The organism is Streptomyces sp. NBC_01235 (assembly GCF_035989285.1).
Classification (GTDB): domain Bacteria; phylum Actinomycetota; class Actinomycetes; order Streptomycetales; family Streptomycetaceae; genus Streptomyces.
The window spans coordinates 3039622-3064230 of record NZ_CP108513.1 but is presented as its reverse complement, the minus strand read 5'-3'; the positions used below and the strand labels follow the sequence as shown (position 1 = coordinate 3064230).

Genomic DNA, 24609 nt, shown 5'->3' with positions numbered 1-24609 from the left:
GAGTGTGGGGGTTTCCCTTGGGTGTTTCTGTGGGGTGTGGTGCCTTCGGAGTGTCACCAGTGGCGAACGGGGCGTCAATCGGTGGGGTTGGGGTGGGTGGGAGCGAAAGTTTCGATCCTTTTTGCGGGGGCGCGGCAACCCTTTCCGGTCATGGCGGCGACTGGTGTGCAGAAACGGGCCGGGGCGGCCCCTCCGGCCCGTTTCGTCCCATCAGCCTCAGCGAAAGGAACGCCCCGTGCGTTTGAGCACCGGACGTCACCGCAGGACGCGCACCCTCTCGATCGCCGCCGCGGTGGCCGTCTCAGCGGGGGCGGGCGGCGTCTACCTCGGCCTGTCGAACGGCGGCGCCGAGGCCGCCTCGTCGACGGTCACCGTGTCCACCACCGCGCAGCTGGAGTCGGCGGTGAAGAACGCGGTCGCCGGCACCGTCATCCAGGTCCGCGCCGGCACGTACTACCCGACCGCCACCCTCAAGTCGACGGCCAGTGGCACGAGTTCCTCCCGCATCACCTTGCAGGCGTACGGCAGCGAGAAGGTGAAGATCGACGGCTCCAAGCTGCCCGCCGGCTCCTGGCTCGCCGGGATCTACGGCAGCTACTGGACCGTGCAGAACCTCACCTTCCAGTCCTCCCCGGCCCAGGGCTTCGTCGTCACGTCGTCGACCGGCGGCATCTTCAAGAACCTGGTCACCGCGAACAACGGCGACTCCGGGTTCACCCTGCGCGGCGACAACACGGTGAACAACCTCGTGCAGAACCTGGACAGTTACGGCAACTACGACGCCGCCGGGCACGGGCAGAACGCGGACGGCATCGCCATCAAGTTCGGCTCGGGAACGGGCAACAGGATCACCGGGGCGCGGTTGTACAACAACTCGGATGACGGGCTCGACCTGTGGCAGTTCTCCACCCCGGTCACCATCGAGCACTCGTGGGCCTTCGGCAACGGCAAGAACCGCTGGAGCGACTCCGCTTTCGAGGGCAACGGAAACGGTTTCAAGCTGGGCGGCGGGGGAGTCGCGGTGGCGCACCTCGTCAACAACAACGCCGCCTGGGACAACACGTTGAACGGTTTCACCGAGAACTCCAACACCGGCGCGATCGTCCTCAACCGGAACACCGCGTATGCCAATGCGGAAACTGGTTTCTACTTCGCCACCGGCAAGGCCCGGCTCGCCCGGAACCTCGCGGTGAGCAACAAGGGCGGGCTGGACAAGCTGGGGTCGTCGGCCGTTTCCGCCGCCAACAACTGGGACAGCGGGGTTTCCACGCCGGCCTTCAGGTCGACGGACGCGTCCACGGCGTACGGCGCCCGCAAGTCGGACGGCTCGCTGCCGGCGACGACGTTCCTGACCACGGGCTCGACGACCATCGGCGCGACGATGAACTAGGACCTGTCCCGACTGCTCCGACCGACGGAACGCAGGTCGGGCATGCGGCGCAGCCTGCGCATGCCCTGCCCGGCCTGCCCTCGGGTTCCTGGTACGACGGCAGCCTCGACGACTCCGAGGCGCGTACGAGCGTCCGACCACCCACCTCGACGCCTGAGTAGCCCGCACCCGGCAGCGCGAACGCCCCCACCGGATTCACCGGCGGGGGCGTTCGCGCTGCCGACCGGAGAGGGGCTCAGGCCGGCGAGACTCAGGCGAGCAGGTCGATGCAGTCGAACGACGTGCCCGGGCTCAGATACGTCGTTCCGCTCGAACCGCTCACGATGCTGAGCTTCAGGACGTTGTACTGCGAGGCGTCCGTCTTCCAGGCGTTCGCCGGGACGTTGTACGTGAACGTGTGGTTGTTGCCCCGGTAGGAACCGGTCGTCAGGGAGCGGGTCGAGGGCTGGGTGACGGCCGCGGGAACGGCCGAGACCCAGTCGTTCACCGTCACCCGCGGGCGGCCGCCTGCGAACGCGTCCGTGACGCCGATCCGGAGGGTGTGGGCGGCCGCCGCCTGCTCCTTGGTCAGCTTGAAGTAGAGGAGGACGCCGTCGTTGACGTTCTTCCACATGTACGCCGGGAAGGACGCGGCCGCGTCGGCGCCGCCGATCGTGACGTTCCCCGTCCACTTCGCCGCGCGGGCGTCCGACGGGTGGGCGTACGTCATGAGCTGGGCGTTCTTGAACTCGTTCGGGGTGCCGTCCCAGTCGCCGAGCCGCCAGAGCGTCTTCGCGGTGGACGGGTCGCCGGTGATCGAGAGGGTGTGCAGGGTCGTCGTGGCGCCCGCTGTCACCTTCACCGTCTCCGTGTGCACGGCCAGTTCGCCCTTGTGGACGGTCAGGGTGTAGGTGCCCGGCAGCATGCCCTTGCAGGAGAACGCGCCCGTGCCGGCCGCGGCCTTCGCCCAGTACTGCGCGTCCGCGCCTGCGAAACCGACCGTGTAGGGGCGGCTCGCGTCCATGCCCTTCAGGCCCACGCCCGCGACCTTGCCGCGGCCCGCCCGGCCGACCCAGCCGGTGATGCCGAGGCCGTCCACCCAGGAGGTGTCCAGCTTGTCCTGGAACAGCGACGGGGACGGCGTGCCGCCGTCGGTGAAGGCCAGGACGTACGGACCCTGCAGGCCGAAACGTTCCGCCTCCGTCTGGGCCTCGTTGTAGTGCAGGATCTCGTAGAGGCCCGCGCCCTTGTCGTTGGAGTGGCGCAGCAGGGAGCGGTAGAAGGGGCCGCCGGAGGCCTTCTCGTGGTTGGAGCGGACCAGGTACAGGCCGACCGAACCCGTCGTGAAGCCGACGTGGTCGTAGTCGATGGTGCGCTTGCCCGAGTAGTGCTTGGAGTGGGTGGTGCCGTCCGCGCGCTTCCAGACGTCGCCGGCCTCGATGATCGTGTCGGAGGCCTCGATCCAGGAGTCCGAGCCGGCATTGGGGAACATGCCAGGCTTGAGGCGGACGATGTACCGGGTCGCCGTGAAGGAGGCGTCGGCCTTGTTCGTCCAGAGGTAGACGTTGTTCTGGCCGCTACGGGCCGCGTACCACTGGGTGATCGAGCCGTGCACCACCTTGATCAGGATCGTCGAGCCGGACTGCTTGACGGTGACGGTGGACGTGCCGAGGCCGGACTCGACGTGCGAGTGCTTGCCGCCGTAGCCCTCGTACTCCTTGCCCTTGTGGACGAGCGAGGTGAGGTCGCCGGTGGTCTTCGACACCTTGAAGACCAGGGACGATCCTGTGTCGACGACGTAGTTCTTGCCGTCGTCCCGGTAGCCGAAGGCCGCGGCGGACGCGGAGGACAGGAGGTCGGCGCCGCCCGCGACGGCGGCGCCGGTGGCGGCGACACCGATGGCGGAGGCCCCGAGCACACGTCGGCGCGTGAGGGGTCGTCTCTTGTGCGTGCTCAAGGGGTGCTCCGTCGTTCTTGAACGTTCACTTACTTGTATGTGAGGGCAGATGGCGAGAACCTGCAGGTGGTTCCGTCCGCACCTGTACCGATTTCGGTCGGCTCCTTGCCGGTGTTGTTGCCCTTGAAGCGGACGCAGGTCCTGGTCTTCTTCTTGGGGTCGCCCTGGATACGGATCTTCGACAGGGTCGCGGTGTCGCCGTAGTTGGCGTTGACGCCGACGATCGCCTTCAGCGGTGCGATCACGTCGATGTCGCTCAGCACGATCGTGCGCTTGTACTGCGTCTTGCAGTTCCCGCACGAGCGGACCAGCTTGCCGGAGTTCTGGACCGTGAAACCGGTTACGGTCAGCTTGCCGGCGCCGTTGAACTGCAGCACCTTGTCGTCGGCGTTCTTCGCGCCGCCGCCGATGACCTTGTACACGGCCGACGACGACTTGCCCTTGAAGCTCGCGGCGTCCTCACCGACGTCCAGCCACCACACGTTCTGCAGCGTGCAGGAACCCCTGCAGTGGACGCCGTCCGCGGCCGGGGTCCCGATGATCACGTTCTTCAGGACCGCGCCGTCGGCCAGTTCGAAGATCGCCCCCTGCGACTCGTCCTGGTCGGAGGTGCCCAGCGCACCCGAGCCGTAGAACTTCTTCAGTTTGCCGTCGTAGGTGCCCGACACCTTGATCGTCGAAGAAACGGCCTTGCTGCCCTGGGCCGTCGGCCAGACGGACGCGGCGCCCGCCGGGGACAGCAGCGTCGTGGTGACGATCGCCGCGCCGGTGATGCCGAGCGCGGTGGTGCCCGCGATCAGCGCCCGCCGCCCGGTGAGCCCCCGGCGGTGCCGGACGCGCGGCTGTGCTGGTGCAGCAGTCATGTGCCGAATCCTCGAGTGCGTGGTGACTCTTGCGCCTTGTGGTCGTCACCGGTGAGGAAAGGGTTGCCGCTGTTTCAGAAGTTTTTTACGAGTCGCTCTCGAGCTGTCCTCGGCCTGTCCTACGAGTCGCCCTCGCCGCCCTCGTGGGAGGCGAAGTCGCCGCCCACGGAGCCCTGTTGCTTGTCCGACTTGCCGGTGATCGCGTAGGTGTCGCTCTTGGCGTCCCGGCCGCCGCGGTCGTGGTTGTACTGCCCGGCGAACACCCAGTCGCCCTTGGCGACCGTACGGCCCTCCTTGAGCACCCAGGTGTAGACCAGGAAGCCGTCCCGCTCGGCGACCGTGTAGGTGAAGTCGTCCTCGGGCAGGGAACGCCAGGCGCCCGCCGACGAGACCCCGCCGGTCTGCGCGACCTTCAGCTGCACGGTGAGCTCGGTGAGCACCTCGGACGTCTTCAGCGTGACGTTGCTCTGCGCCCAGAAATCGTTGCTGTGCGGGTCGACCGAGCCGTCCGACCACAGCGGGCCGTCCTCGTTGTCGCTCTTCGCCGGCAGCTCGGCCGCGGGTGCGGAGGGTGTCGCCTGCGCGGTCTGGGTCGGGGATGCGCTCGGCTTCGCCGGGTCCTTCGCACCGCCGGAATCCGGCGTGGCCTTCGGCGAGGCCGGCGGGCGGCTCGTCGCGTCCGGGGACTCGATGGGCGGCGGCGAGACGGAGACCGTCTGCTGCGCCGGCGTGTCGCCCTTCACCGCGGACGCCACCGCGTAGCCGCCGACCGCGAGCATGCCCGCGACCGCGGCCGTGGCCCCGACGATCCGTGCCCAGCCCCACAGGGGCGGGCGGGTCGCCCGGTGATCGGACGGTTCCTGCCCCTGCCCCGCCATGCCGCGCTCGACCCGGGCCAGGATGCGCGCCCGGTCGGGCTCGTGTGCCTCGGCCGCGCCGTGCAGCCGGGCGCGCAGCTCGTCGTGCACGTCCCGCTGCATCGTCATCGGTCCCTTCCTGAGGCCGAGGCCTCACCGGCGCGCACCATCGTGGGCACCTTGAGCGGAGTTCCCTTGGCGCCGAGCAGCTTCTGCAGCTCGGCCATTCCCTTCGAGGTCTGGCTCTTCACCGTACCCACCGAGACCCCCAGGGCGAGCGCGGTGTCCTTCTCCGAGAGGTCGAAGGCGTGCCGCAGCACCACGCAGGCCCGTTTGCGGAACGGAAGTCTACGCAGCGCCGACTGGACGTCCACAACGCCCGCGATGTCGGGGTTCTCCGTCTTCTCCTCGCGCTGCGACCAGAACAGGGCGATCCTGCGGCGTTCCCGGACGGCGCTGCGGATGCGGGTGCGGGCCAGGTTGGCGACGACACCGCGGGCGTACGCCACCGGATGGTCGGCCGCGCGCACCCGGTCCCAGCGGTTCCACAGCGCGAGGAGCGCGTCCGCCGCCAGGTCGTCGGCGGCGTCCGCCTCACCGGTCAGCAGGTGGGCGAGACGGGACAGTTCCGCGTAGTGACGGTCGAAGAAGGTATGGAATTCCACGGAGGCGGCGTCGTCGACGACTGTGCCCACGGGTGACCTCTTCTCGATGCGACTTCTGGCACCCGGCGGGGTGCAACCTGTGCGTGTCATGTGAATGACATGGGGATCCCGAGGAGATGGTCGGGACGAGATCGGGAAGCGTAGCAGTGGTCGACCGCTTGGTCTGGTACGGGGGTTCGAACATGATGTGGCAGGCCGAACGAGTGCGGCACCCGATTCCGTAACACGGAGAAAACCTGAAGACGGTTCAACGGGGGAACAATCCAGCCAGCATCCGCACACAGATCATTCAGGCACTTAGGAGTCACCGTCATGTCCGAAACGAAGAAGGTGGCCGACCGGCCAACTGCCCCGCCGACGACGGCGAGCAGCGTCGACCGGTTCTTCAAGATCTCCGAGCGGGGGTCCACCTTCGGCCGGGAGATACGCGGCGGCTTCGCCACGTTCTTCACCATGGCCTATATCCTTGTCCTGAATCCGATCATCCTCGGCAGCGCCAAGGACAAGTTCGGGCACCAGCTCGACACCGTCCAACTCACCACCGCCACCGCCCTGGTGGCCGCCCTCATGACGATCATCATGGGCGTCGGCGGCAACCTGCCCCTCGCGCTCGCCGCGGGCCTCGGCCTGAACGCGGTCGTCGCCTTCCAGATCGCCCCGCTGATGAGCTGGGACGACGCGATGGGCCTCATCGTCCTCGAAGGCCTGCTGATCTGCGTCCTGGTGGTGACCGGTCTGCGCGAGGCCGTCATGCACGCCATCCCGCAACCGCTCAAGCAGGCGATCAGCGTCGGCATCGGCCTGTTCATCGCCTTCATCGGCTTCGTCGACGCCGGCTTCGTCAGCCGGATCCCCGACGCGGCGAACACGACCGTCCCCGTGCAGCTCGGCGGCACCGGCACGCTCGGCGGCTGGCCGGTCCTCGTCTTCTGCCTCGGCGTGCTGCTGACGATCGGTCTGCTCGCCCGCAAGGCCAAGGGTGCGATCCTGATCAGCATCGTGACCATGACGGTGCTCGCGATCGTCATCAACTCGATCGCCGACATCAAGTCCTGGGGCCTGACCACGCCCTCGTGGCCGGACAAGCTGGTCGGCACCCCCGACTTCGGGCTGATCGGTCACTTCAGTCTGTTCGGCGCCTTCGGCGAGACCAGTGTCATCACGGTCGTCCTGCTGGTCTTCACGCTCATCCTGTCCGACTTCTTCGACACCATGGGCACGGTCGTCGGCATCAGCGCGGAGGCCGGACTGCTGAACGAGAAGGGCGAGGTGCCCAACCTGGGCCGCGTGCTGCTGATCGACGGCGCGGCGGCGGTCGCGGGTGGCGCGGCCTCCTCGTCCTCCGCGACCTCCTACATCGAGTCCGCGGCCGGCGTCGGCGAGGGCTCGCGCACCGGCTTCTCCAACCTGGTCACCGGCGGCCTCTTCACCCTCGCCCTGTTCCTGACCCCGGTCCTCACCATCGTCCCGCTCCAGGCGGCGGCCCCGGCCCTCGTCGCCGTCGGCTTCTTGATGATGACCCAGGTCAAGAGCATCGACTGGGACAAGTACGAGATCGCCATCCCGGCGTTCCTCACCATCGCCGTGATGCCGTTCACGTACTCGATCACCAACGGCATCGGCGCGGGATTCCTGGCGTTCGTCCTCATCAAGACGGTGCTCGGCAAGGCGAAGGACGTCCACTGGCTGCTGTGGGGGGCCTCGGCGCTGTTCGTGGTGTACTTCGCGATCGACCCGATCGAGCAGGTTCTCGGCGTGAAGTGAGGGTGCGCTGCGCGGCCAGTGCGGGTTCGTTGTGGCTGGTCGCGCACCGCGGCGGAGCCGCAAGATGTCAGCGCCCCGCGTCCCTTGGGTGGGTTACTTCAACGCTGCTTTCATCATCGCCTTGGCGACCGGGGCGGCCAGCCCGTTGCCGCTGACCTCGGAACGTGCCGCGTCGGACTGCTCGACCACGACCGCCACGGCGACCTCCCTGTCGGAGGAGTCGGACTTGCCGTACGACGTGAACCAGGCGTACGGCGCCTTGCTGTTGTTCTCGCCGTTCTGGGCCGTGCCCGTCTTGCCGCCGACCGTGACGCCGTCGATGAGCGCGTTCGTGCCCGTGCCCTTCTCGACGACCGTCTGCATCGCCGACTGCAACTGCTCGGCGGTGGAGGAGCTGACGATCTGCTGGGTCGTCGCCTCGTCGTCGTAGTCCTTCAGGACATCGCCGCCGCCGTTGGTGATCTGCGAGACCATGTGCGGCGAGACCAGCTTGCCGCCGTTGGCTATGGCGGCCGACACCATGGCCATCTGGAGCGGCGTCGCGGTCACGTCGAACTGGCCGATGCCGGTCAGGGCCGTGGACGACTCGTCCATGTCGGACGGGTACACGCTCGCGTACGCCCGCACCGGCACGTCCTGGCTGTCGTCGTCGAAGCCGAACTTCTCGGCCATCGCCTTCAGCTTGTCCTGACCGAGTTGCACGGCCATGTGCGCGAACACGTTGTTGCAGGAGTACTGCAGCGCGACCCGGATCGTGGCGTTCTCACAGGGCGCGGACGTGTTCTCGTTCCTGAGGACCGTGCGCGTTCCCGGCAGGGTGTACGGGTCCTCGCTGTCGGTCTTCTCGTCCACCGACGAGTACAGCCCGTCCTCCAGCGCGGCCGCCGCCACGACCAGCTTGAACGTCGAACCCGGTGCCAGCGGCTGGCGCAGCGCCCGGTTGGTGAGCGGCTTGTCGGAGTCCGCGTTCAGCTTCTTCCAGGCCGTCCCGGCGCTGTTGGCGTCGGTCAGCGACGACGGGTCGTACGACGGGGTCGACACGACGGCGAGGATCTGGCCGGTGGTCGGGTCGATCGCGACGGCCGCGCCCTTCTTGTCGCCGAGCGCGTCGTACGCGGCCTTCTGCACGTCCGGATCGATCGTGGTGATCACGTTGCCCGGGTCGGCCCGCTTGTTCGTGACCGTGTCCAGCGCCGTCTTCAGGCGGGTGTCCGTGCCGTTGAGCAGGTCGGCGTAGATGCCCTCCAACTGCGTCGGGGCGTAGCTCTGCGAGGCGTAGCCCGTCACCGCGGCGTACAGCTCGCCGTCCGTGTACGTGCGCTTGTATCTGAGGTCGCCGTCCGAGGTGACGGTCGAGCCGGTGATCGCCTTTCCGGCCACGATGATGTTCCCGAGCGGCTCCGCGTACGTCAGAATCGCGTTGCGCCGGTTGTTCTTGTCGTCCGCGAGTGCCTGGCCCTCGTAGAACTGCACCCAGGTCGCCCGGATCAGCAGGGCGAACACCAGCAGCAGCGCGAAGACCGAGGCGCGCCTGATCGTCTTGTTCATTGCGCTCGGAAAGACGAACGGGAAGAGATCAATCGTTCCCGTCCGCCGGATTTCTCATCGTCTGTTCATCTGAGGACCGTCATGCGAGGCCGTCGTCCGAGGCCCTTTCGTCCGAGGCCGGTTCAGGGCTCCAGCCGCAGCACGACCTCCTCGATCTCCCCGCCCCGCGCGTTCGCGTACCCGGCGGCCCAGGCGGTGGGCCGGAAGCCGCACTTCTCCAGGACCCGGAGGGAACCGGCGTTGTCGGCCGCCGCACGCGCGAACAGCGGACGCTCCGGGACCTCGGACAGCAGGGCACGCAACGCCGCCGTGGCGATGCCCCGGCCCCAGTACGCCCGGTCCACCCAGTACGTCACCTCGCGCTCGCCCGGCTCCCCGTACACCGCCGTGCTGCCGACGACGTCCCCGTCGGCGAGGATCGTGCGCAGCACGGCGGACGAGGCGCGGATCTTCTTCCAGTGGGCCTCGAAGACGTCCCGGTCGGCCGGATCCTTCGGGGTGAACGCGGCCATCTCGAGCGACTCGGGGTCGTTCATCTGCCGGTAGAACACCGGCAGATCGCTGTCATGGACTCGGCGCAGGGCGATCTCCATGCCTGAGAGCCTACGTCGGCCCGCCTCAGAGCCGGCGGGTGGCCAGCGTGAGCCGGTCGCGCGCGTCGAACAGGGCGTCCTTCACCATCTGCTCGTGCGCGGGTGTGAGTCTCGCCACCGGCACCGAGCAGCTGATCGCGTCCCGGGCCGGCGTGCGGTACGGGATCGCCACGCCGAAGCAGCGCAGGCCCAGCGTGTTCTCCTCGCGGTCCACCGCGAAGCCCTGCTCGCGGACCTGGCGCAGCTCCTCGATGAGCTTCTCGCGGTCCGTGATCGTGTGCTCGGTCAGCGCCGGGAGCGTCTCCGGGAGCATCTTGCGGACCTGCTCGTCGGTGTAGGTGCTCAGCAGCGCCTTGCCGAGGGAGGTGGAGTGGGCGGGCAGGCGGCGGCCGACGCGGGTGAAGGGGCGCAGGTAGTGCTGGGACTGGCGGGTGGCGAGGTAGACGACGTTCGTGCCGTCGAGCCGGGCCAGATGGATGGTCTCGGTGGTGTCGTCCGAGAGCCGGTCGAGGGTCGGCCGGGCCGCCGCGACGACCTCGTCGCCGTCGATGTAGGAGGTGCCGACCAGCAGCGCGCGCACGCCTATGCCGTACCGTGTGCCCGTCGCGTCAGTCTCCACCCAGCCCAGCTCCACCAGGGTGCGCAGCAGCATGTAGAGACTGGACTTGGGATATCCGACGGCCTCCTGGACCGACGCCAGAGAGTGCATTCCTGGGCGGCCGGCGAAGTATTCCAGCAGCTCAACCGTCCGCACCGCGGACTTGACCTGCGCCCCGCCCCCCGTCTCGCCAGCCGACATCGCCCTTGACCCCTTCGTTCGACGGGAAATACGCTCCGACAGCATATTCATCATCAGAGACAGTGTTCAGCATATCGAACGCCCCTGGTGAGTGAGCCAGTACCAAATGTGGAGGGACCCGCGGTGGCAGCAGCACCAGTCTGGAGTGTCGACCCCCGAACCGGGAAGCAGCGTGAACAGGTTGCGGTGGAGGCCACGGCCCAGGAGGTCGACACCGTCGTCCGCGCCGCCCATGACGCGCGCGGCTCCCTCGCCGACCGCACCGTCCGCGCCGCCTTCCTGCGCTCCGCCGCCGACCGGCTTCAGGCGGCCAAGGACACGCTCGTCGAGGTGGCCGACGCCGAGACCGCGCTCGGCCCGGTCCGGCTGAACGGCGAGCTCGCCCGCACCTGCTACCAGCTGCGCGCGTTCGCCGACATCGTCGACGAGGGCGCCTTCCTGGACGTCGTCATCAACCACCCCGACGACACGGCCACGCCGCCCATCCCGGACCTGCGCCGCTACAAGGTGCCGCTCGGTGTGGTCGCGGTCTACTCGGCGTCCAACTTCCCCTTTGCCTTCTCCGTCGCCGGCGGCGACACCGCGAGCGCGCTGGCGGCCGGCAACCCGGTCGTCGTCAAGTCCCACCCCGACCACCCGGGGCTGTCCGAGCTGGTCGCCAAGGTGGTGCGGCACGCCGCCGCCGAACACGGGATCCCGGAGGACGTGCTCGGTCTCGTGCACGGCTTCGAGGCCGGCGTCGAGCTGATCAAGCACCCGCTGGTCGCCGCCGCGGGCTTCACCGGTTCCATCCGGGGCGGGCGGGCGCTCTTCGACGCGGCCGCGGCCCGGCCGGTGCCGATCCCCTTCCACGGCGAGCTGGGGTCGCTGAACCCCGTCGTGGTGACGGAGGCCGCCGCCGCCGAGCGCGCCGAGGCCATCGGCGCCGGGCTCGCCGGGTCCATGACGCTGGGCGTCGGACAGTTCTGTGTCAAGCCCGGGCTGGTGCTGGTGCCGTCCGGCGCGGCCGGCGACGGTCTGCTCAAGTCGCTGACGGACGCGGTGAGCGACACCGACGCGGGCGTGCTGCTCGACCACCGGATGCGGGACAACTTCATCGCCGGGGTCGCCGAGCGCGCGGAGCTGGCCGACGTGGAGTCGCCGGTGACGCCCGGCGCGGGCGGGGAGCACACCGTCAGCGCGGGCTTCCTGACCGTGCCCGCGGCTCGGCTCGCCGCCGAGGGGGAGCACGATCTGCTGCTGGAGGAGTGCTTCGGGCCGGTCACCGTCGTGGCCCGCTATGAGGACGAGGGTGAGGTAAAGGCGGTTCTGTCGCGGCTGCCTGGCAACCTGACGGCGACGGTTCAGCTGTCCGAGGGGGAGGCGGCCGGCGAGGGGCGCGGTGCGGAGATCCTCACCGAACTGACTCCGCTCGCCGGGCGTGTGCTCGTGAACGGGTGGCCCACGGGTGTCGCCGTCGCACCGGCCCAGCATCACGGGGGGCCGTACCCGGCTACGACGTCCACGTCCACCTCGGTGGGCGGGACCGCCATCGAGCGGTGGCTGCGGCCTGTCGCGTATCAGAATGCTCCGGCTGCGCTGCTGCCTGTGGAGCTTCGGGACGAGAACGAGCTGGGGCTTCCTCGTCGGTTCAACGGGCGTCTGGAGCGGTAGCGCGCAGCGCTGCGCGCGGGTGTCGTCGAGGGGTGCGGTGGAGTGCCGGGTACAGGTCCGTCGTGGCTTGTCGCGCGGTTCCCCGCGCCCCTTGCTTTCTCAGCCGCCCTGCGATGATGAGGCAATGGACGTTTCGCTTCCCGAACTGCCCTTCCCTCTCCGTACCTATGGGCCCGATGGGCACTGGTCGCATGAGGACGGGGTGTTGACCGCGTGGGCCGGGGCGCGGCAGGACCGGTTCGTGCCGCCCACCGGTCAGGCGCTGGACCCCGCCGCCGACGCGCCCCGGCTGCTCGGGGCGCCCGAAGGGGACTTCCAGCTCATAGCTCGGGTCACCGTCGGGTTCAACTGGGCCTTCGACGCGGGGGCGTTGTACGTCCATGTCGGTGAGCGGGCGTGGGCCAAACTCTGTCTGGAGTACTCCCCGGACGTGGCGACCGTCTGCACGGTGGTCACCCGGGGACACTCCGACGACGCCAACTCCTTCACTGTGGAGGGGAGTTCGGTCTGGCTGCGGTTGAGCCGGACCGGTCGTGCCTTCGCCTTCCACGCCTCCCGGGACGGCAAGCGCTGGACCTTCGTCCGGCTGTTCACGCTCGGCGAGGAGAAAGAGACCGGCGCGGCTCTCATCGGCTTCATGACGCAGTCGCCGATGGGGGAGGGGTGCGTCGTGACGTACGACCACCTGGAGTTCAGGACCGAGTGGCCGCACGACCTGAGAGACGGAAGCTGAGCACACCCGTCACCGCGAGCAGCGCCGCGCTATCGCCAGGCCCGCCCGCATGCCCCCGGTGAAGCCGTCGGAGACCAGCGCCCCGAACACCGCGATGCCAGGCCCCCGGCCACCTGCCGACCCGCGCACGGTGGCCGCCCTGCGCGAGGCCGCCGACGCGGGCCGGCGGATCGCGTCCATCTGCAGCGCCGCGTTCGCCCTGGCCGACGCGGGACCGCTGGACGGCCGCCGGGCCACGACGTACGGGAACCAGGCCGGGGAACCGCGCAGGCGCTGCCCGGCGGTCGACCTCACGGACGACGTCCTCTACGCGCAGGACGGCCAGGTCCTCACCTCCCCCGGGTACGCCGCCGGCATCGGCCTGTGCCTGCACATGATCCGCACCGACCACGGGGCGGCCGTCGCCAACCGGGTCGCGCGGCTCGCCCTCGTCTCCCCCGTCCGGCCCGGCGGCCGGACCCGGTTCACCCAGACCCCGCTGCCGCCCGAGCGGGGCACCGCCTGTGCCGACACCCGCGGCTGCGCCATGCGCAACCTCGACAGGCCGCTCACCCTCACCGACCTGGCCCGGCACGCGGGCGTCAGCGTGCCGACACCCACCCGGCGCTTCCACGCCGAGAGCGGGATGAGCCCGCTCCAGTGGCTGCTCCACCAGCGCGTCGAGCGCGCCAAGGAACTCCTGGAGACCACCGTCCTGCCCATGGACCAGCCGGCCCGCGCCTGCGGCCTGGGTACCGCGGACTCCCCGCGTGCCCACCTCGTCCGCCGCACCGGGCTCACCCCGAGCGCCCACCGCGCCCGGTTCAGCCGGCTCGGAACCGGGGAACGGGCCGGTACGTCCTCCGTTGCATGATCGGAGAACGTGTCACGGGAGACCGGGTGATCCGCACCGCCGTGCCCGCCGAGGCGGAGGCGGTCGCCGCGCTGCACGCCCGCGCCCGGGCGACCTATTACCCCGACGGGGTCCCGCAGGACGGCACCGACTGGCTCGCGAACTGGCGCACGGCCATCGAGCGGCCCGACGGCCATGTGCTCTGCGTCGTCGAACGGGGGCGGATCGTCGGCCTCGCCTCGTTCCGCACGCCGGAAGGCTCGGCCGCGGACACCGTCAAGCTGTTCCAGTTCCACGTCGACCCCGACCACTGGCGCGGCGGCATCGGTACGGTCCTGCACACGGCCTGCGTGGAGCAGTGGAGGGCGGACGGCCGCCGCGCGGCCGTCCTCGACGTGCACGTGGACAACCGGCGGGCTCAGGCCTTCTACGCACGTCAGGGCTGGTTCCCGGACCCGCGGAACCCGCCCGACGAGGGCGATCACCATCTCTTCCTGCGCTTCACGGTGGGCGAAGGACGAAGGGGCGGGGAATGAACGCGGGCGCTTGAACGTTCACGCACCAGGCGGAGGGAGCCTCCGTACCCGTACGACCTGGAGAAGAGCCGAGACATGCGCGTCGAGATCTGGAGCGACATCGCCTGCCCCTGGTGCTATGTGGGCAAGGCCCGCTTCGAGAAGGCGCTCGAGGCCTTCCCGCACCGCGACCAGGTCGAGGTGGTGCACCGTTCCTTCGAGCTCGACCCCGGCCGCGCCAAGGGTGACGTCCAGCCCGTGCTGGCCATGCTCAGCAAGAAGTACGGCATGAGCGAGGCGCAGGCGCAGGCCGGCGAGGAGAACCTGGGCGCCCAGGCCGCCGCCGAGGGCCTCGACTACCGCACCCGCGACCGCGACCACGGCAACACCTTCGACATGCACCGCCTGCTGCACTTCGCCAAGGAGCACGGCCGGCAGGACGAGCTGATCCAGATCCTCTACCGGGCGAACTTCGCCGAGGAGCGGTCCGTCTTCGCCGAGGGCGACGAGCGGCTCGTGGAACTGGCCGTCGAGGCCGGCCTCGACGCCGACGCCGCTCGCAAGGTCCTCGCCGACCCGGCGGCGTACGCAGACGAGGTCCGCGCCGACGAGCGCGAAGCCGCCCAGCTCGGCGCGAACGGCGTACCCTTCTTCGTCCTCGACCGCGCCTACGGCGTCTCCGGAGCCCAGCCCGCCGAGGTCTTCACCCAGGCCCTGACCCAGGCCTGGGGCGACCGCTCCCCGCTGAAGCTGATCGACGACGGCGGCGCGGAGGCCTGCGGTCCCGACGGGTGCGCGGTGCCGCAGCAGGGCTGAAGCAGGGCTGGAAAACCGCAGGCCGGAGCCGATCCATAAGCATCGCTTGGTGATTCCACGTAGAAATCCGCAATGGACTATGAGTTCACGCGGCCGCAGAGTGGACCCATGGAGACCTTCGAGAGCCTCGTCCGCGCCGAGTTCACCCCGAAGACGACGTATCTGAACACCGCGAGCAACGGCCTGCTGCCCGCCCGCACCGTCGCCGCCCTGCACGAGGCGGCGCTGCTGCGGGCCGAGGGCAGGCCGTTGACTCCGCTGCACGAGGACGTGGAGGCCTGCCGGGCCGCGTACGCCCGGCTGGCCGGTGTCCCGGTCACCCGGGTGGCGCTGGGCGCCTCGGTCGCCGCGCACACCGGCCTGATCGCCGCCTCGCTCCCCGCAGGCGCCGAAGTGCTCACCGCCGAGGACGACTTCACCTCCGTGCTGAACCCGTTCCACGTCCGCGGCGACCTCAAGGTCCGCTCCGTCCCGCTGGAGCGGATCGCCGAGTCCGTCCGTCCCGGCACGGCGCTGGTCGCGGTCAGCGCCGCCCAGTCCGCCGACGGCCGGATCGCCGACCTGCCCGCCCTGCGCGAGGCCGCCCGGACGCACGGCGCGCGCACCTACGTCGACTTCTCGCAGGCCGTCGGCTGGCTGCCGACGGACGCCGACGCCCACGACTTCTCCGCCGCCGTCTCCTTCAAGTGGTTGCTCGGCCCGCACGGCGCGGCCTTCCTCGTGGTCCCGGAGGACTTCGGCGGGCTGTCACCGATCCTCGCGGGATGGGTCGCGGGCGAGGAGCCCTGGGACAGCTGTTACGGCCCGGTGGCCGAACTCGCCCACTCGGCACGGCGGTTCGACCTGACGCACGCCCTGTTCACCTACGCCGGGCTGCGCCGGTCCCTCGAACTGGTGGAGGAACTCGGCGTGGCGGCGATCCGCGCCCACGACCTCGCACTGGCCGACCGCTGTCGCGCCGGCCTCTCCGCCCTCGGCCACGAAGCGATCCCCGCACCCGGCTCCGCGATCGTCTCCGTGCCCCGACTCGGCCACCGCCAGCCCGAGTTGGGCGCCGCCGGCATACAGGTCTCCAACCGCTCCGGCAACCTGCGCGCCTCCTTCCACCTGTTCAACACCCCCGCCGACGTCGACCGCCTGCTGGACGCGCTGTCGGGCTGACGCCCCCGGGTACGGCCTCCGGAAGCGGACGGCGGCGCCGGGAAGGCGCCGGGCCCGGCCGCCGACGCGGAACCGTGCCGACGGCCGGGCCGCACCGGACGAGGTGGCGTGCCCGGCCACGGGCGACGCCGACGTCGTCGTATGCGACGTCCCGGAGCGGACGGCGACACCGGCGTGGCCCGTGGCCGCTCAACCCGGCAACCACCGACGGCCCGACGGTCCCGGACGCCCTCTCCGTCTCACCGGACCGGAGTGAAATCCCTCGCACCGATGAACTCCGGCCGCCGTACCGGAGCCGCGAACGGCTCCACGGCCGTGTTCTCCACGCTGTTGAACACGACGAACACGTTGCTGCGCGGGAACGGCGTGATGTTGTCGCCGGACCCGTGCATGGCGTTGCAGTCGAACCAGGTCGCCGAACCGGCCTTCCCGGTGAACAGCTTGATGCCGTGGTCGCTCGCCATCGCGGTCAGCGCCTCGTCGGAGGGCGTGCCCGCGTCCTGCATCTGCAGCGACTTCTTGTAGTTGTCCTTCGGCGTGGCCCCGGCGCAGCCGAGGAACGTCCGGTGCGAGCCCGGCATGATCATGAGCCCGCCGTTGGTGGCGAAGTTCTCGGTCAGCGCGATGGAGACGGACACCGTCCGCATGTTCGGCAGACCGTCCTCGGCGTGCCAGGTCTCGAAGTCCGAGTGCCAGTAGAAGCCCCCGGCCCCGAAGCCCGGCTTGACGTTGATCCGCGACTGGTGGACGTACACGTCCGAGCCGAGGATCTGCCGCGCCCGACCCACGACCCGCTCGTCGCGCACCAGCGAGGCGAACACCGGGCTCAGCTTGTGCACCTCGAAGACGGACCGGATCTCCTTGGACCGCGGTTCGACGATCGACCGCTCGTCGGCCCGGATCTCCGGGTCGGCGACCAGCCGCTCCAGCTCCCGTCGGCAGACGGTGGCCTCGTCGTCGCTGATCAGCTGGTCGACGGAGAGGAAGCCGTCGCGCTCGTACGCCTGGAGGTCGGCCGTCGCGATCGGGCCGGGGGCGCTGGGGGAGCCCCAGACGACGGGGTCCTGGCGGGGGACGGACACCTCGGCGGTGCCACGGGTGGGATACAGATCGGTGAGCGTGGTCACGGTGCTCACACCTCCTCGGGCTCGGTCAGCAGGGGGTAGACGCCGTTCTCGTCGTGGTCCTCCCGTCCGGTGACGGGCGGGTTGAACACGCAGAGGCAGCGGAAGTCCTCCTTGACGCGCAGCGTGTGCCGCTCGTGCCCGTCGAGGAGGTACATGGTTCCGGGCGTGATGGTGTGCGTCCGCCCGGTCTCGTGGTCGGTCAGCTCGGCCTCGCCCTCGACACAGACGACGGCCTCGATGTGGTTCGCGTACCACATCGACGTCTCGGTACCCGCGTACAGAATCGTTTCGTGCAGCGAGAACCCGACGCGTTCCCGGGCGAGGACGATGCGTTTGCTCTCCCAGGTGCCGGACGCCGCCCGCACATGCCGGTCGGTGCCTTCGATGTCCTTGAACGAACGGACGATCACGGTGCTGCGATGCCTCCTGGATAGGTGAACGGGACAGATGGTGGGTTTCCGCGGGCCTCAGACGGTTTCCCGTACGGCGCGGGCGACGACGCTCAGGCCCTCGTCCAGCTCCTCCGGGGTGATGGTCAGGGCCGGCAGCAGCTTGACGACCTCGCTCTCCGGGCCGGAGGTCTCGATCAGCAGCCCGAGCTCGAAGGCCCGCTGCGCGACCCGCCCGGCCCGCGCCTTCTCGTGGAACTCCAGACCCCACACGAGTCCGCGGCCCCGGTACTCCTTGACGTCGGCGAGGTTCTCCTCGGTGATCGAGATGAGCGCCTGCTCGATCTGCTCGCCGCGCGCCCGGGTCTGCTTCTCCATGGCGGACCCGTCGGCCCAGTACGCCTCGAGGGCGGCGGTGGCGGTGACGAAGGCCGGGTTGTTGCCGCGGAAGGTGCCGTTGTGCTCGCCCGGCTCCCACACGTCGAGCTCGGGCCCGAACAGGCACAGCGACATGGGCAGTCCGTAGCCGCTGATGGACTTGGACACGGTGACGATGTCCGGGACGATCCCGGCCTCCTCGAAGGAGAAGAAGGCCCCGGTACGCCCGCATCCCATCTGGATGTCGTCGACGATCAGCAGCATGTCCTGCCGTTCGCACAGCTCCTTGAGCGCCCGCAGCCACTCCGGACGCGCGACGTTGATGCCGCCCTCGCCCTGCACGGTCTCGACGATCACGGCCGCCGGCTTGTTGAGCCCGGACCCCTGGTCCTCCAGCAGCCGCTCGAACCACAGGAAGTCGGGGATCCGACCGTCGAAGTAGTTGTCGAACGGCATGGGCGTGCCGTGCACCAGCGGGATCCCGGCACCGGCCCGCTTGAAGGCGTTGCCCGTGACGGCCAGCGACCCCAGGGACATCCCGTGGAAGGCGTTGGTGAACGACACGATGGCCTCGCGCCCCTTCACCTTCCGCGCCAGCTTCAGCGCGGACTCCACGGCGTTGGTGCCGGTCGGGCCGGGGAACATGACCTTGTAGGGGAGGTCACGCGGACGCAGCACCAGATCCTGGAAGGTCTGCAGGAAGGACCGCTTGGCGACGGTGGACATGTCGAGCCCGTGGGTGACGCCGTCCCGCATCAGATAGTCGACCAACGCCCGTTTGAGTACCGGGTTGTTGTGGCCGTAGTTGAGAGACCCGGCACCGGCGAAGAAGTCGAGATACCGGTGACCGTCCTCGTCGTACATGCGGCTGCCCTGCGCACGGTCGAACACGGCGGGCCAGCCGCGGCAGTAGCTGCGCACCTCGGACTCGAGGGTCTCGAACACGCTGAGGTCGGGCTGGGTGATGGTCACGACGGAACACTCCTTGGTGTGGGGTGAGAAGGAGGGAGGACGTGGGGGGAGGGAGAGGGGGCGAGAGAGGTTGCAGGTCAGAAGGCGAGGGGACCGATGCGGTACAGCACTTCGGGGTCGTGCGGGCCGTCGGGGAACAGCCCGGCGCCGAACAGCACCTCGCGGGTGACGGCCGCCCCGTGCCGGTCGGCGTACGAGGCGAACAGCCGCTCGGAGGCGGTGTTGCCCGGCGTGATCGTGGTCTCGACGGTGGTGAGCGGGCGTTCGGCGGCGAGCCGCGCGGTCAGCCCGTCGAGCAGCGCGGCGGCGAGGCCGCGACCGCGGTACGCGGCGTCGACCGCCACCTGCCAGACCAGCAGGGTCTGCGGCTCCTCCGGGCGTACGTACCCGGTGACGAACCCGATCGGCTCGCCGCCCTCCGTCCGCGCCACCGCCGAGGTGCCGGCGAAGTCGCGGCACCACAGCAGATAGCTGTAGGAGGAGTTCAGATCGAGCGTTCCGGATTCCTTCGCGATACGCCAGAGCGCGGCCCCGTCCGCCACCGACGGACGGTCGATATGTAGGTCTGCTTGTGCGGCAGTCATGCGGATTGAACTTACCCAGGGAAATTCAATAACGCATGGAGAGGCCGTGGTGATTCCGTGATGCCACACGGACAGTTGACCGATGCGCCCCATTTCTCCCAGCGCAAAACGCGCATATCGCCCTCGCTGTGCGATGCGTCACGTGACCGTAACCGGCCCGAAATTCCCTGCGTTTAGCCGCAGGGAATCCGGGCAGAAGAACTCGGGAAAGCTATCCTCGCGAAGACACCCGGAGGGAATTCCCGAATCGCCGTGAATTCAGGCTCCGGTAACCCCGTCGATGCGCTCCCGGAGAATGTCCGCGTGACCGTTGTGCCGGGCGTACTCCTCGATCATGTGGATGAGCACCCAGCGCAGGCTGACCTCGAGGCCGGCCAACGGCCCGCCGGCGATCCGGCCGGTGTCCTCCAGCGACCGCCCGGCGATCAGCTCGCGCCCCCGCGCGATCTCCCGCCGCCAGACGGTCAGCGCCTGGTCGAGCCCCCGCCCGGAGTCGAGGACGTACCCGCTCTCCTCCTCGAAGACCGGCGGCATGTCGAGCCCGGCGAACGCCCGCTGGAACCAGTTCCGTTCGACCTCGGCGAGATGCTGAACCAGCCCGAGCAACGTCAACTCGGACGGCGCGGCCGACGCTTCCCGCACCTGCTTGTCGTCCAGCCCCGCACACTTCAAGGCGAGCGTGGCCCGATGAAACTCCAACCAGCTTTCCAGCATGGGGAGTTCCTCACCGGTCATGAGGGGGATGGGTCGGCCGTCGGGGAGGGCGTGGGGTGTGTTGGTGGTCATGAGGGGAGGATGGCACGGGGGACTGCCAAGGGGCCTTTTCGGTATGGCCGTTGATTCCCGGGAGGGGCGCAGGCGCTAGCATCGGCGCCCGAGCAGTTTCGGATCGTGGGAGAGTCATGCAGCTCAGCGTTCGAGTCGACGCCCGTGAAGGCCATCCAGGCGCCTTGGACCTCTACGAGTGGCTGACTCGCGACCCCGATGTCCTACGTGCGGCCGGACCGGTGCTGGCGCTCGACGACGAACCGGACGCGTTGGGCGGTCCGGAAGTCATCGAGTTCGCCGTCTCGAACATCGTGGCCCTGGCGAACCTGCTGGTCGCCATTGCCTCTTGGCGTGACGGACGTTCACCGGGGGCGGAGGTGTGCATCGAACGTGACGGTGTCACGCTGCGTGTCGAGCACGCCGACCCGGAGGAGGCGCGCCGGATGTTCGAGCGGTTGACGGGCGCCGATGAACCCGACGGCCGCGCGGACGAGTCGCATGAGCGTCGGTCCGGTGATGAGGCGCCTTGATGCAGCACGGTTCGCCGGAACCGAGGCTCTCGGATCCGGCCAAGTCCCGGGCCGTTTTCATCGAGGCCCACGAGTTCACCCGGACCGGCGCAAGAATCCGGGACCCCAGACGTCACCTCGCCCCGCGTCCCTCGGTTAAGAGGGGCTGCCTGCGACTGGCCGAATTGTTCCAGGACCCTGCCGTCTGGGGGCTTCCCCGTGAGCACTGTCATGTGGTCTCCCAGCCGACGCGGGATGACCTGCTGGGAGTTGTGCACGAGGCGGCGGCAGCGGCCACGGACACACTCGTCGTGTACTACGCCGGCCACGGACTGCTGTATCCCTTCAGCACCGGATTGCATCTGTCCGTGCCGGAGACGACGAAGGACAAGCCGTTCACGGCCGTGAAGTACGAGGACGTCCGCGGAATCCTGCTGGGGGCCGTCCACGTCAGACGCAAAGTCGTCATCCTCGACTGCTGCTTCAGCGGCACGGCGCTCAAGGAATCGTTGTCGTCAGGCGATGACGCGACGCTTCTGGCCGATGTCCAGGGCACCTCGGTCCTCGCCGCGTCTCCTGCCACCCAATGGGCGCTGGCCGTCGAGGGCGAACAGTACCCCGCGTTCACCGGCGAGCTCGTCACCCTGCTGGAGGCGGGGGTTTCGGGTGGTCCCGATCTGCTGACCATGTCGGATCTCTTCGACCACGTCGACCGATCCCTCATGCAGAAGAACCGTCCCCGCCCGCAGCAACTCAACCGGGACCGGGGGGCGAGCATATGCATCGCACGCAATCAAGCACCGCCGCTTCACCCGGAACCGCCCGAGGGCCTCAAGGAGCAGAACGGAGATCCCGGCAGCGGGAGGAGACGGATGCTGCTGGCAATCGGCCTGCTCGCCGTCTCCGCCTTCCTCATCCTGTTCTGGCTGCTGCCGGACGGCACCGGAGAGTCGGACAGTGCCGCCGGCGAGGGGACGTCAGGAAATCCTTCGGTGTTGCCGGGGATCACCTGCGGGAAGGCGTATACCGACTTTGACACCGGCGATGGGGTGAAACGAACGGAGGTCTCCATCAAGGTCGTGCACGACGCCGCCTGCAAAGGCGACTTCGACGCCATGGAGGTGGCCATGGACCGGGGAGGCTTCGGCACGACGGAGTCCCAGAGCGCGGAACCCGACACGGTCATCGCGATGTGGAAGAAGAAGGGGAAGGACCCCACGGCCCTGCTGCGTCCCTTGGTGACGTTGTTGGAGCAGAAGCCGGTGGTCTCGCAGGGTGGCCTGACGTTCTCCGACGACCGGTACGTGGCCACGTGGGAGCGAGGCGCTGGTACACAGCCCGACTCGGGGCTCAGGTGGTCCGGATACTTCGACTGCCGCCACATCACGGAATCCATGAGTTTCGTGTGCACCACCCCATAGCCCGGGAGGTTCGTGGGAATCCGTCGTCCGTGATCTCGCCCGGTGAGCAGGGAAGCGACGCGGCGTACGACGACGTCGAAGAGCCGGAGAAGCGCAGCAACGGGCAGCCCAGGCGCGGGGGCGTGTGGGTGCTCGGGGTGGACGACGGTCGGCAGCCCCTCCCGGGAACCCCCCGGCCCGACCCCTACCGCCGGCCTTCCGCCGCCGCTCGCAGCGCCCCCGCGAGATCCACGTCCAGCCCCTTCTCCGTCAGCGCGGCGCCCAGGGCCGCCAGGCATTCCTGGACGACCCGTACCGTCGCGTCGCCCCCGTAGTGGTTGACCCGGATCATCTCCTTGGCCAGTGCGCCCCCGCCCGCGGCCAGCGGGAGTGCCGGGTCGCTCTCCAGGGCCCGGGTCACCAGTTCCGACGCCACCACGCCCGACGGCGCCCTCAGGGTCGTGGCGACCGGCGCTGCCTCCGTCGCGTCGTACACGTACGGTTCGAGGCCCCCGCCCAGCGCTGCCGCACCCGCCCGCGTGGCCGCCGCGGCGGACGCGTGGCGGGCCATCACCGTCGCCAGGCCCTCCGCCTCGATCCGCTCGACGCACGCCTCCAGGGCCAGCATCTCCAGCTGCGCCGGTGCGTGCAGCAGTGCCTTGCGGCCGCCGTCGACCCAGCGCTCCTTCCAGTCCAGCAGGGACAGGTAGGAGCGGCGCGGTGCCTTCGGGTTCGCGGACATCCGGGCCCACGCCCGCTCGCTCACCGACACCGCCGAAACGCCCGCCGGGCCGCCCATCGCCTTCTGGGCGCCGATCACGCACAGGTCCACGCCCCACGCGTCCGGCAGCACCGGCTCCGCGCCGATCGAGGCGACCGCGTCCAGGTAGAACAGCGCGCCGTGCTCCCGTACCGCCTCGCCGATCTCCGCGACCGGGTTGGTGTTGCCGGTCGCCGCCTCCGCGTGCACCAGCGAGACGAAGTCGATCTCCGGGTGCTCGGCGAACGCCTCCCGGATCTGCGCGGCCGTCACCGCCGTGTGGAAGGGCACCGCCAGGTCGATCACGGTCGCGCCGCAGTCCCGCAGCCAGTCGCCGAAGGTCTGCCCGTAGGGACCGGTGATCACGTTGAGCGCGGTGGTGCCCGGACCGGCCGTGCCGCGAATGGCGCCCTCCAGCGGCAGCAGCGCCTCGCCCTGCATGATCACGACGTCCTGCCGGGTGTCCAGCAGCCGGGCCACCCGGTCCTCGATCGAGGCGAAGTGCGCGGCGCTCAGCGGGGCGAGATCCAGGAACGGGTGTGTCACGGGGGTGCTCTCTCTTTGCTGACGGGGTAGAGGTGACGAGACTAACCGGCACGTGACTCACCTTTCCCACTGGCGACTTCGTAGGTCGAACGGTCCCGTAACCATCGGTTTGGTTTGAGAGCCTCAAACTTCTCCTTATAATCGGAACTCATAGTTCCCCTCGTTCTCCCAGCTCCCTTACAGGAAGGCCGCCGTGAACACCCTCTCCGGGCGCCGGACCCGCATTCTGGCCGCCACCACCGCGACGGCCGGGCTGCTGCTCGTGGCCGCCTGTACCTCCAGTGACGACGGCGGCAGCGGCTCCAAGTCCGCCGCCGGCGGGGTGGAGCTCGTCAAGGCGGGCCGGCTCACCACCTGCACCCACCTGCCCTACCCGCCGTTCCAGTCGGAGATCGACGGCAAGGTCCAGGGCTTCGACGTCTCCCTGGTCGACCTCGTCGCCAAGAACCTCGGCGTGAAGCAGGAGATCGTCGACACGCCCTTCGAGAACTTCAAGACCGGCGCCTTCCTCAACTCCGGCCAGTGCGACCTGGCCGCGGCCGGCATGACCATCACCGAGGAACGCAAGAAGAACGTCGACTTCTCCGACCCTTACTTCGACGCCACCCAGGCCGTCCTGGTCGACAAGAGCGCCAGCGTCACCTCGCTCGCCGAGGTGAAGTCCAAGGGCCTCAAGCTCGGCGCCCAGGCGCAGACCACCGGCGAGGACTACGCCACGAAGCAGGGCTTCGACCCGGTCTCCTTCGAGTCCTCCGACGCCGTTCTCAACGGTCTGCGCAGCGGCCAGGTCAAGGCCGTCGTCATCGACTACCCGGTCGTCCAGGGCTGGCTGAAGGACAAGGCCAACGCCGACGCCTTCAAGGTCGTCGACAACCTCAACACCGGTGAGCAGTACGGCTTCACGGTGAAGAAGGGCAACACCAAGCTGCTCGCCGCCGTCAACAAGGCGCTGGCGGACGCGAAGGCCGACGGCACGTACAAGACGCTGTACGAGAAGTGGATCGGTCCCTACGACGCGTCGGCCGCGTCCCCGTCGGCCTCGGCCTCCTGA

General features: G+C 69.4%; 24 protein-coding genes. 11 read left to right on the top strand and 13 right to left on the bottom strand.

Annotated elements, in window-relative coordinates; genetic code table 11:
- The first annotated feature begins 235 nt into the window (after window positions 1-235).
- On the top strand, window positions 236-1390 hold the full coding sequence (locus tag OG289_RS13265) for a right-handed parallel beta-helix repeat-containing protein (protein WP_327314208.1): 1155 nt from the start codon (window positions 236-238) through the stop codon (window positions 1388-1390).
- Between the two features lie 250 nt (window positions 1391-1640).
- On the opposite strand, the gene OG289_RS13260 is transcribed toward OG289_RS13265, so the two are convergent.
- The 4 genes from OG289_RS13260 to OG289_RS13245 all read right to left on the bottom strand — a co-directional run bounded on the left by OG289_RS13260 (window position 1641) and on the right by OG289_RS13245 (window position 5741).
- On the bottom strand, window positions 1641-3326 hold the full coding sequence (locus OG289_RS13260; RefSeq protein ID WP_327314207.1) for a rhamnogalacturonan lyase B N-terminal domain-containing protein: 1686 nt from the start codon (window positions 3324-3326) through the stop codon (window positions 1641-1643).
- A gap of 29 nt (window positions 3327-3355) precedes the next feature.
- Window positions 3356-4189, bottom strand: a complete 834-nt coding sequence (locus OG289_RS13255; protein WP_327314206.1) for a pectate lyase — start codon at window positions 4187-4189, stop codon at window positions 3356-3358.
- 119 nt (window positions 4190-4308) lie between these two features.
- On the bottom strand, window positions 4309-5175 hold the full coding sequence (locus tag OG289_RS13250) for a hypothetical protein (RefSeq protein ID WP_327314205.1): 867 nt from the start codon (window positions 5173-5175) through the stop codon (window positions 4309-4311).
- Window positions 5172-5741, bottom strand: coding sequence for a SigE family RNA polymerase sigma factor (locus tag OG289_RS13245; RefSeq protein ID WP_327314204.1), 570 nt, complete (start codon window positions 5739-5741; stop codon window positions 5172-5174). Before OG289_RS13245 ends, OG289_RS13250 begins: the two co-directional genes overlap by 4 nt.
- A gap of 282 nt (window positions 5742-6023) precedes the next feature.
- Here OG289_RS13245 and OG289_RS13240 point away from each other — a divergent pair, with 282 nt between their 5' ends.
- Window positions 6024-7475 (top strand): NCS2 family permease, encoded by a 1452-nt coding sequence (locus OG289_RS13240; protein ID WP_327314203.1) that lies wholly within the window; start codon window positions 6024-6026, stop codon window positions 7473-7475.
- Between the two features lie 93 nt (window positions 7476-7568).
- On the opposite strand, the gene OG289_RS13235 is transcribed toward OG289_RS13240, so the two are convergent.
- The 3 genes from OG289_RS13235 to OG289_RS13225 all read right to left on the bottom strand — a co-directional run bounded on the left by OG289_RS13235 (window position 7569) and on the right by OG289_RS13225 (window position 10415).
- Entirely contained in the window at window positions 7569-9023 is a 1455-nt protein-coding gene (locus OG289_RS13235; protein WP_327314202.1) for a peptidoglycan D,D-transpeptidase FtsI family protein, read from the bottom strand.
- A gap of 122 nt (window positions 9024-9145) precedes the next feature.
- Window positions 9146-9616, bottom strand: coding sequence for a GNAT family N-acetyltransferase (locus OG289_RS13230; protein ID WP_327314201.1), 471 nt, complete (start codon window positions 9614-9616; stop codon window positions 9146-9148).
- Between the two features lie 25 nt (window positions 9617-9641).
- Window positions 9642-10415 (bottom strand): IclR family transcriptional regulator, encoded by a 774-nt coding sequence (locus OG289_RS13225; protein ID WP_327314200.1) that lies wholly within the window; start codon window positions 10413-10415, stop codon window positions 9642-9644.
- Between the two features lie 123 nt (window positions 10416-10538).
- On the opposite strand from OG289_RS13225, the gene OG289_RS13220 reads away from it, so the two are divergent.
- From OG289_RS13220 to OG289_RS13195, 6 genes are all read left to right on the top strand, one after another.
- Complete coding sequence (locus OG289_RS13220; protein WP_327314199.1) at window positions 10539-12068, top strand: aldehyde dehydrogenase (NADP(+)); 1530 nt, start codon at window positions 10539-10541, stop codon at window positions 12066-12068.
- 124 nt (window positions 12069-12192) lie between these two features.
- Window positions 12193-12801 (top strand): DUF1349 domain-containing protein, encoded by a 609-nt coding sequence (locus OG289_RS13215; protein ID WP_327314198.1) that lies wholly within the window; start codon window positions 12193-12195, stop codon window positions 12799-12801.
- 94 nt (window positions 12802-12895) lie between these two features.
- Window positions 12896-13654, top strand: coding sequence for a GlxA family transcriptional regulator (locus OG289_RS13210; protein WP_327320663.1), 759 nt, complete (start codon window positions 12896-12898; stop codon window positions 13652-13654).
- Window positions 13651-14169 (top strand): GNAT family N-acetyltransferase, encoded by a 519-nt coding sequence (locus OG289_RS13205; RefSeq protein WP_327314197.1) that lies wholly within the window; start codon window positions 13651-13653, stop codon window positions 14167-14169. The genes OG289_RS13210 and OG289_RS13205 overlap by 4 nt, the downstream gene beginning before the upstream one ends.
- A 75-nt stretch (window positions 14170-14244) precedes the next feature.
- Entirely contained in the window at window positions 14245-14964 is a 720-nt protein-coding gene (locus tag OG289_RS13200; RefSeq protein WP_327314196.1) for a DsbA family oxidoreductase, read from the top strand.
- A gap of 108 nt (window positions 14965-15072) precedes the next feature.
- Window positions 15073-16125 carry an aminotransferase class V-fold PLP-dependent enzyme gene (locus OG289_RS13195; RefSeq protein WP_327314195.1) on the top strand — a complete coding sequence of 351 codons (1053 nt, stop codon included), beginning with the start codon at window positions 15073-15075 and terminating at the stop codon, window positions 16123-16125.
- A gap of 239 nt (window positions 16126-16364) precedes the next feature.
- Here OG289_RS13195 and thpD read toward each other — a convergent pair whose 3' ends face one another.
- From thpD to OG289_RS13170, 5 genes are all read right to left on the bottom strand, one after another.
- Window positions 16365-17252, bottom strand: a complete 888-nt coding sequence (gene thpD / locus OG289_RS13190) for an ectoine hydroxylase (protein ID WP_327320662.1) — start codon at window positions 17250-17252, stop codon at window positions 16365-16367.
- 5 nt (window positions 17253-17257) lie between these two features.
- Window positions 17258-17662, bottom strand: a complete 405-nt coding sequence (locus OG289_RS13185) for an ectoine synthase (RefSeq protein WP_327314194.1) — start codon at window positions 17660-17662, stop codon at window positions 17258-17260.
- A 57-nt stretch (window positions 17663-17719) separates the two neighbouring features.
- On the bottom strand, window positions 17720-18991 hold the full coding sequence (ectB, locus tag OG289_RS13180) for a diaminobutyrate--2-oxoglutarate transaminase (protein ID WP_327314193.1): 1272 nt from the start codon (window positions 18989-18991) through the stop codon (window positions 17720-17722).
- Window positions 18992-19068: 77 nt separating this feature from the next.
- A complete protein-coding gene (gene ectA, locus OG289_RS13175; RefSeq protein WP_327314192.1) occupies window positions 19069-19575 on the bottom strand; it encodes a diaminobutyrate acetyltransferase in 507 nt (168 codons plus the stop codon).
- A gap of 258 nt (window positions 19576-19833) precedes the next feature.
- On the bottom strand, window positions 19834-20361 hold the full coding sequence (locus OG289_RS13170; RefSeq protein ID WP_327314191.1) for a DinB family protein: 528 nt from the start codon (window positions 20359-20361) through the stop codon (window positions 19834-19836).
- A 116-nt stretch (window positions 20362-20477) separates the two neighbouring features.
- On the opposite strand from OG289_RS13170, the gene OG289_RS13165 reads away from it, so the two are divergent.
- Both OG289_RS13165 and OG289_RS13160 read left to right on the top strand, forming a co-directional pair.
- Window positions 20478-20873 (top strand): effector-associated constant component EACC1, encoded by a 396-nt coding sequence (locus OG289_RS13165; protein WP_327314190.1) that lies wholly within the window; start codon window positions 20478-20480, stop codon window positions 20871-20873.
- Window positions 20873-22273, top strand: coding sequence for a caspase family protein (locus OG289_RS13160; protein WP_327314189.1), 1401 nt, complete (start codon window positions 20873-20875; stop codon window positions 22271-22273). Before OG289_RS13165 ends, OG289_RS13160 begins: the two co-directional genes overlap by 1 nt.
- A gap of 184 nt (window positions 22274-22457) precedes the next feature.
- Here the strand turns inward: OG289_RS13160 and OG289_RS13155 are convergent, their stop codons facing one another.
- A complete protein-coding gene (locus OG289_RS13155) occupies window positions 22458-23558 on the bottom strand; it encodes a pyridoxal-phosphate-dependent aminotransferase family protein (RefSeq protein WP_327314188.1) in 1101 nt (366 codons plus the stop codon).
- A 193-nt stretch (window positions 23559-23751) separates the two neighbouring features.
- On the opposite strand from OG289_RS13155, the gene OG289_RS13150 reads away from it, so the two are divergent.
- Complete coding sequence (locus tag OG289_RS13150; protein WP_327314187.1) at window positions 23752-24609, top strand: transporter substrate-binding domain-containing protein; 858 nt, start codon at window positions 23752-23754, stop codon at window positions 24607-24609.

Excerpts from the sequence above, each read along its gene's own strand:
- OG289_RS13255 (WP_327314206.1), bottom strand. The coding sequence starts at position 4,189 with ATGACTGCTGCACCAGCACAGCCGCGCGTCCGGCACCGCCGGGGGCTC.
- OG289_RS13250 (WP_327314205.1), bottom strand. The coding sequence starts at position 5,175 with ATGACGATGCAGCGGGACGTGCACGACGAGCTGCGCGCCCGGCTGCAC.
- OG289_RS13240 (WP_327314203.1), top strand. The coding sequence starts at position 6,024 with ATGTCCGAAACGAAGAAGGTGGCCGACCGGCCAACTGCCCCGCCGACG.
- OG289_RS13235 (WP_327314202.1), bottom strand. The coding sequence starts at position 9,023 with ATGAACAAGACGATCAGGCGCGCCTCGGTCTTCGCGCTGCTGCTGGTG.
- OG289_RS13230 (WP_327314201.1), bottom strand. The coding sequence starts at position 9,616 with ATGGAGATCGCCCTGCGCCGAGTCCATGACAGCGATCTGCCGGTGTTC.
- OG289_RS13225 (WP_327314200.1), bottom strand. The coding sequence starts at position 10,415 with ATGTCGGCTGGCGAGACGGGGGGCGGGGCGCAGGTCAAGTCCGCGGTG.
- OG289_RS13215 (WP_327314198.1), top strand. The coding sequence starts at position 12,193 with ATGGACGTTTCGCTTCCCGAACTGCCCTTCCCTCTCCGTACCTATGGG.
- OG289_RS13210 (WP_327320663.1), top strand. The coding sequence starts at position 12,896 with ATGCCAGGCCCCCGGCCACCTGCCGACCCGCGCACGGTGGCCGCCCTG.
- OG289_RS13205 (WP_327314197.1), top strand. The coding sequence starts at position 13,651 with ATGATCGGAGAACGTGTCACGGGAGACCGGGTGATCCGCACCGCCGTG.
- OG289_RS13200 (WP_327314196.1), top strand. The coding sequence starts at position 14,245 with ATGCGCGTCGAGATCTGGAGCGACATCGCCTGCCCCTGGTGCTATGTG.
- OG289_RS13195 (WP_327314195.1), top strand. The coding sequence starts at position 15,073 with ATGGAGACCTTCGAGAGCCTCGTCCGCGCCGAGTTCACCCCGAAGACG.
- ectA (WP_327314192.1), bottom strand. The coding sequence starts at position 19,575 with ATGACTGCCGCACAAGCAGACCTACATATCGACCGTCCGTCGGTGGCG.
- OG289_RS13170 (WP_327314191.1), bottom strand. The coding sequence starts at position 20,361 with ATGACCACCAACACACCCCACGCCCTCCCCGACGGCCGACCCATCCCC.
- OG289_RS13165 (WP_327314190.1), top strand. The coding sequence starts at position 20,478 with ATGCAGCTCAGCGTTCGAGTCGACGCCCGTGAAGGCCATCCAGGCGCC.
- OG289_RS13160 (WP_327314189.1), top strand. The coding sequence starts at position 20,873 with ATGCAGCACGGTTCGCCGGAACCGAGGCTCTCGGATCCGGCCAAGTCC.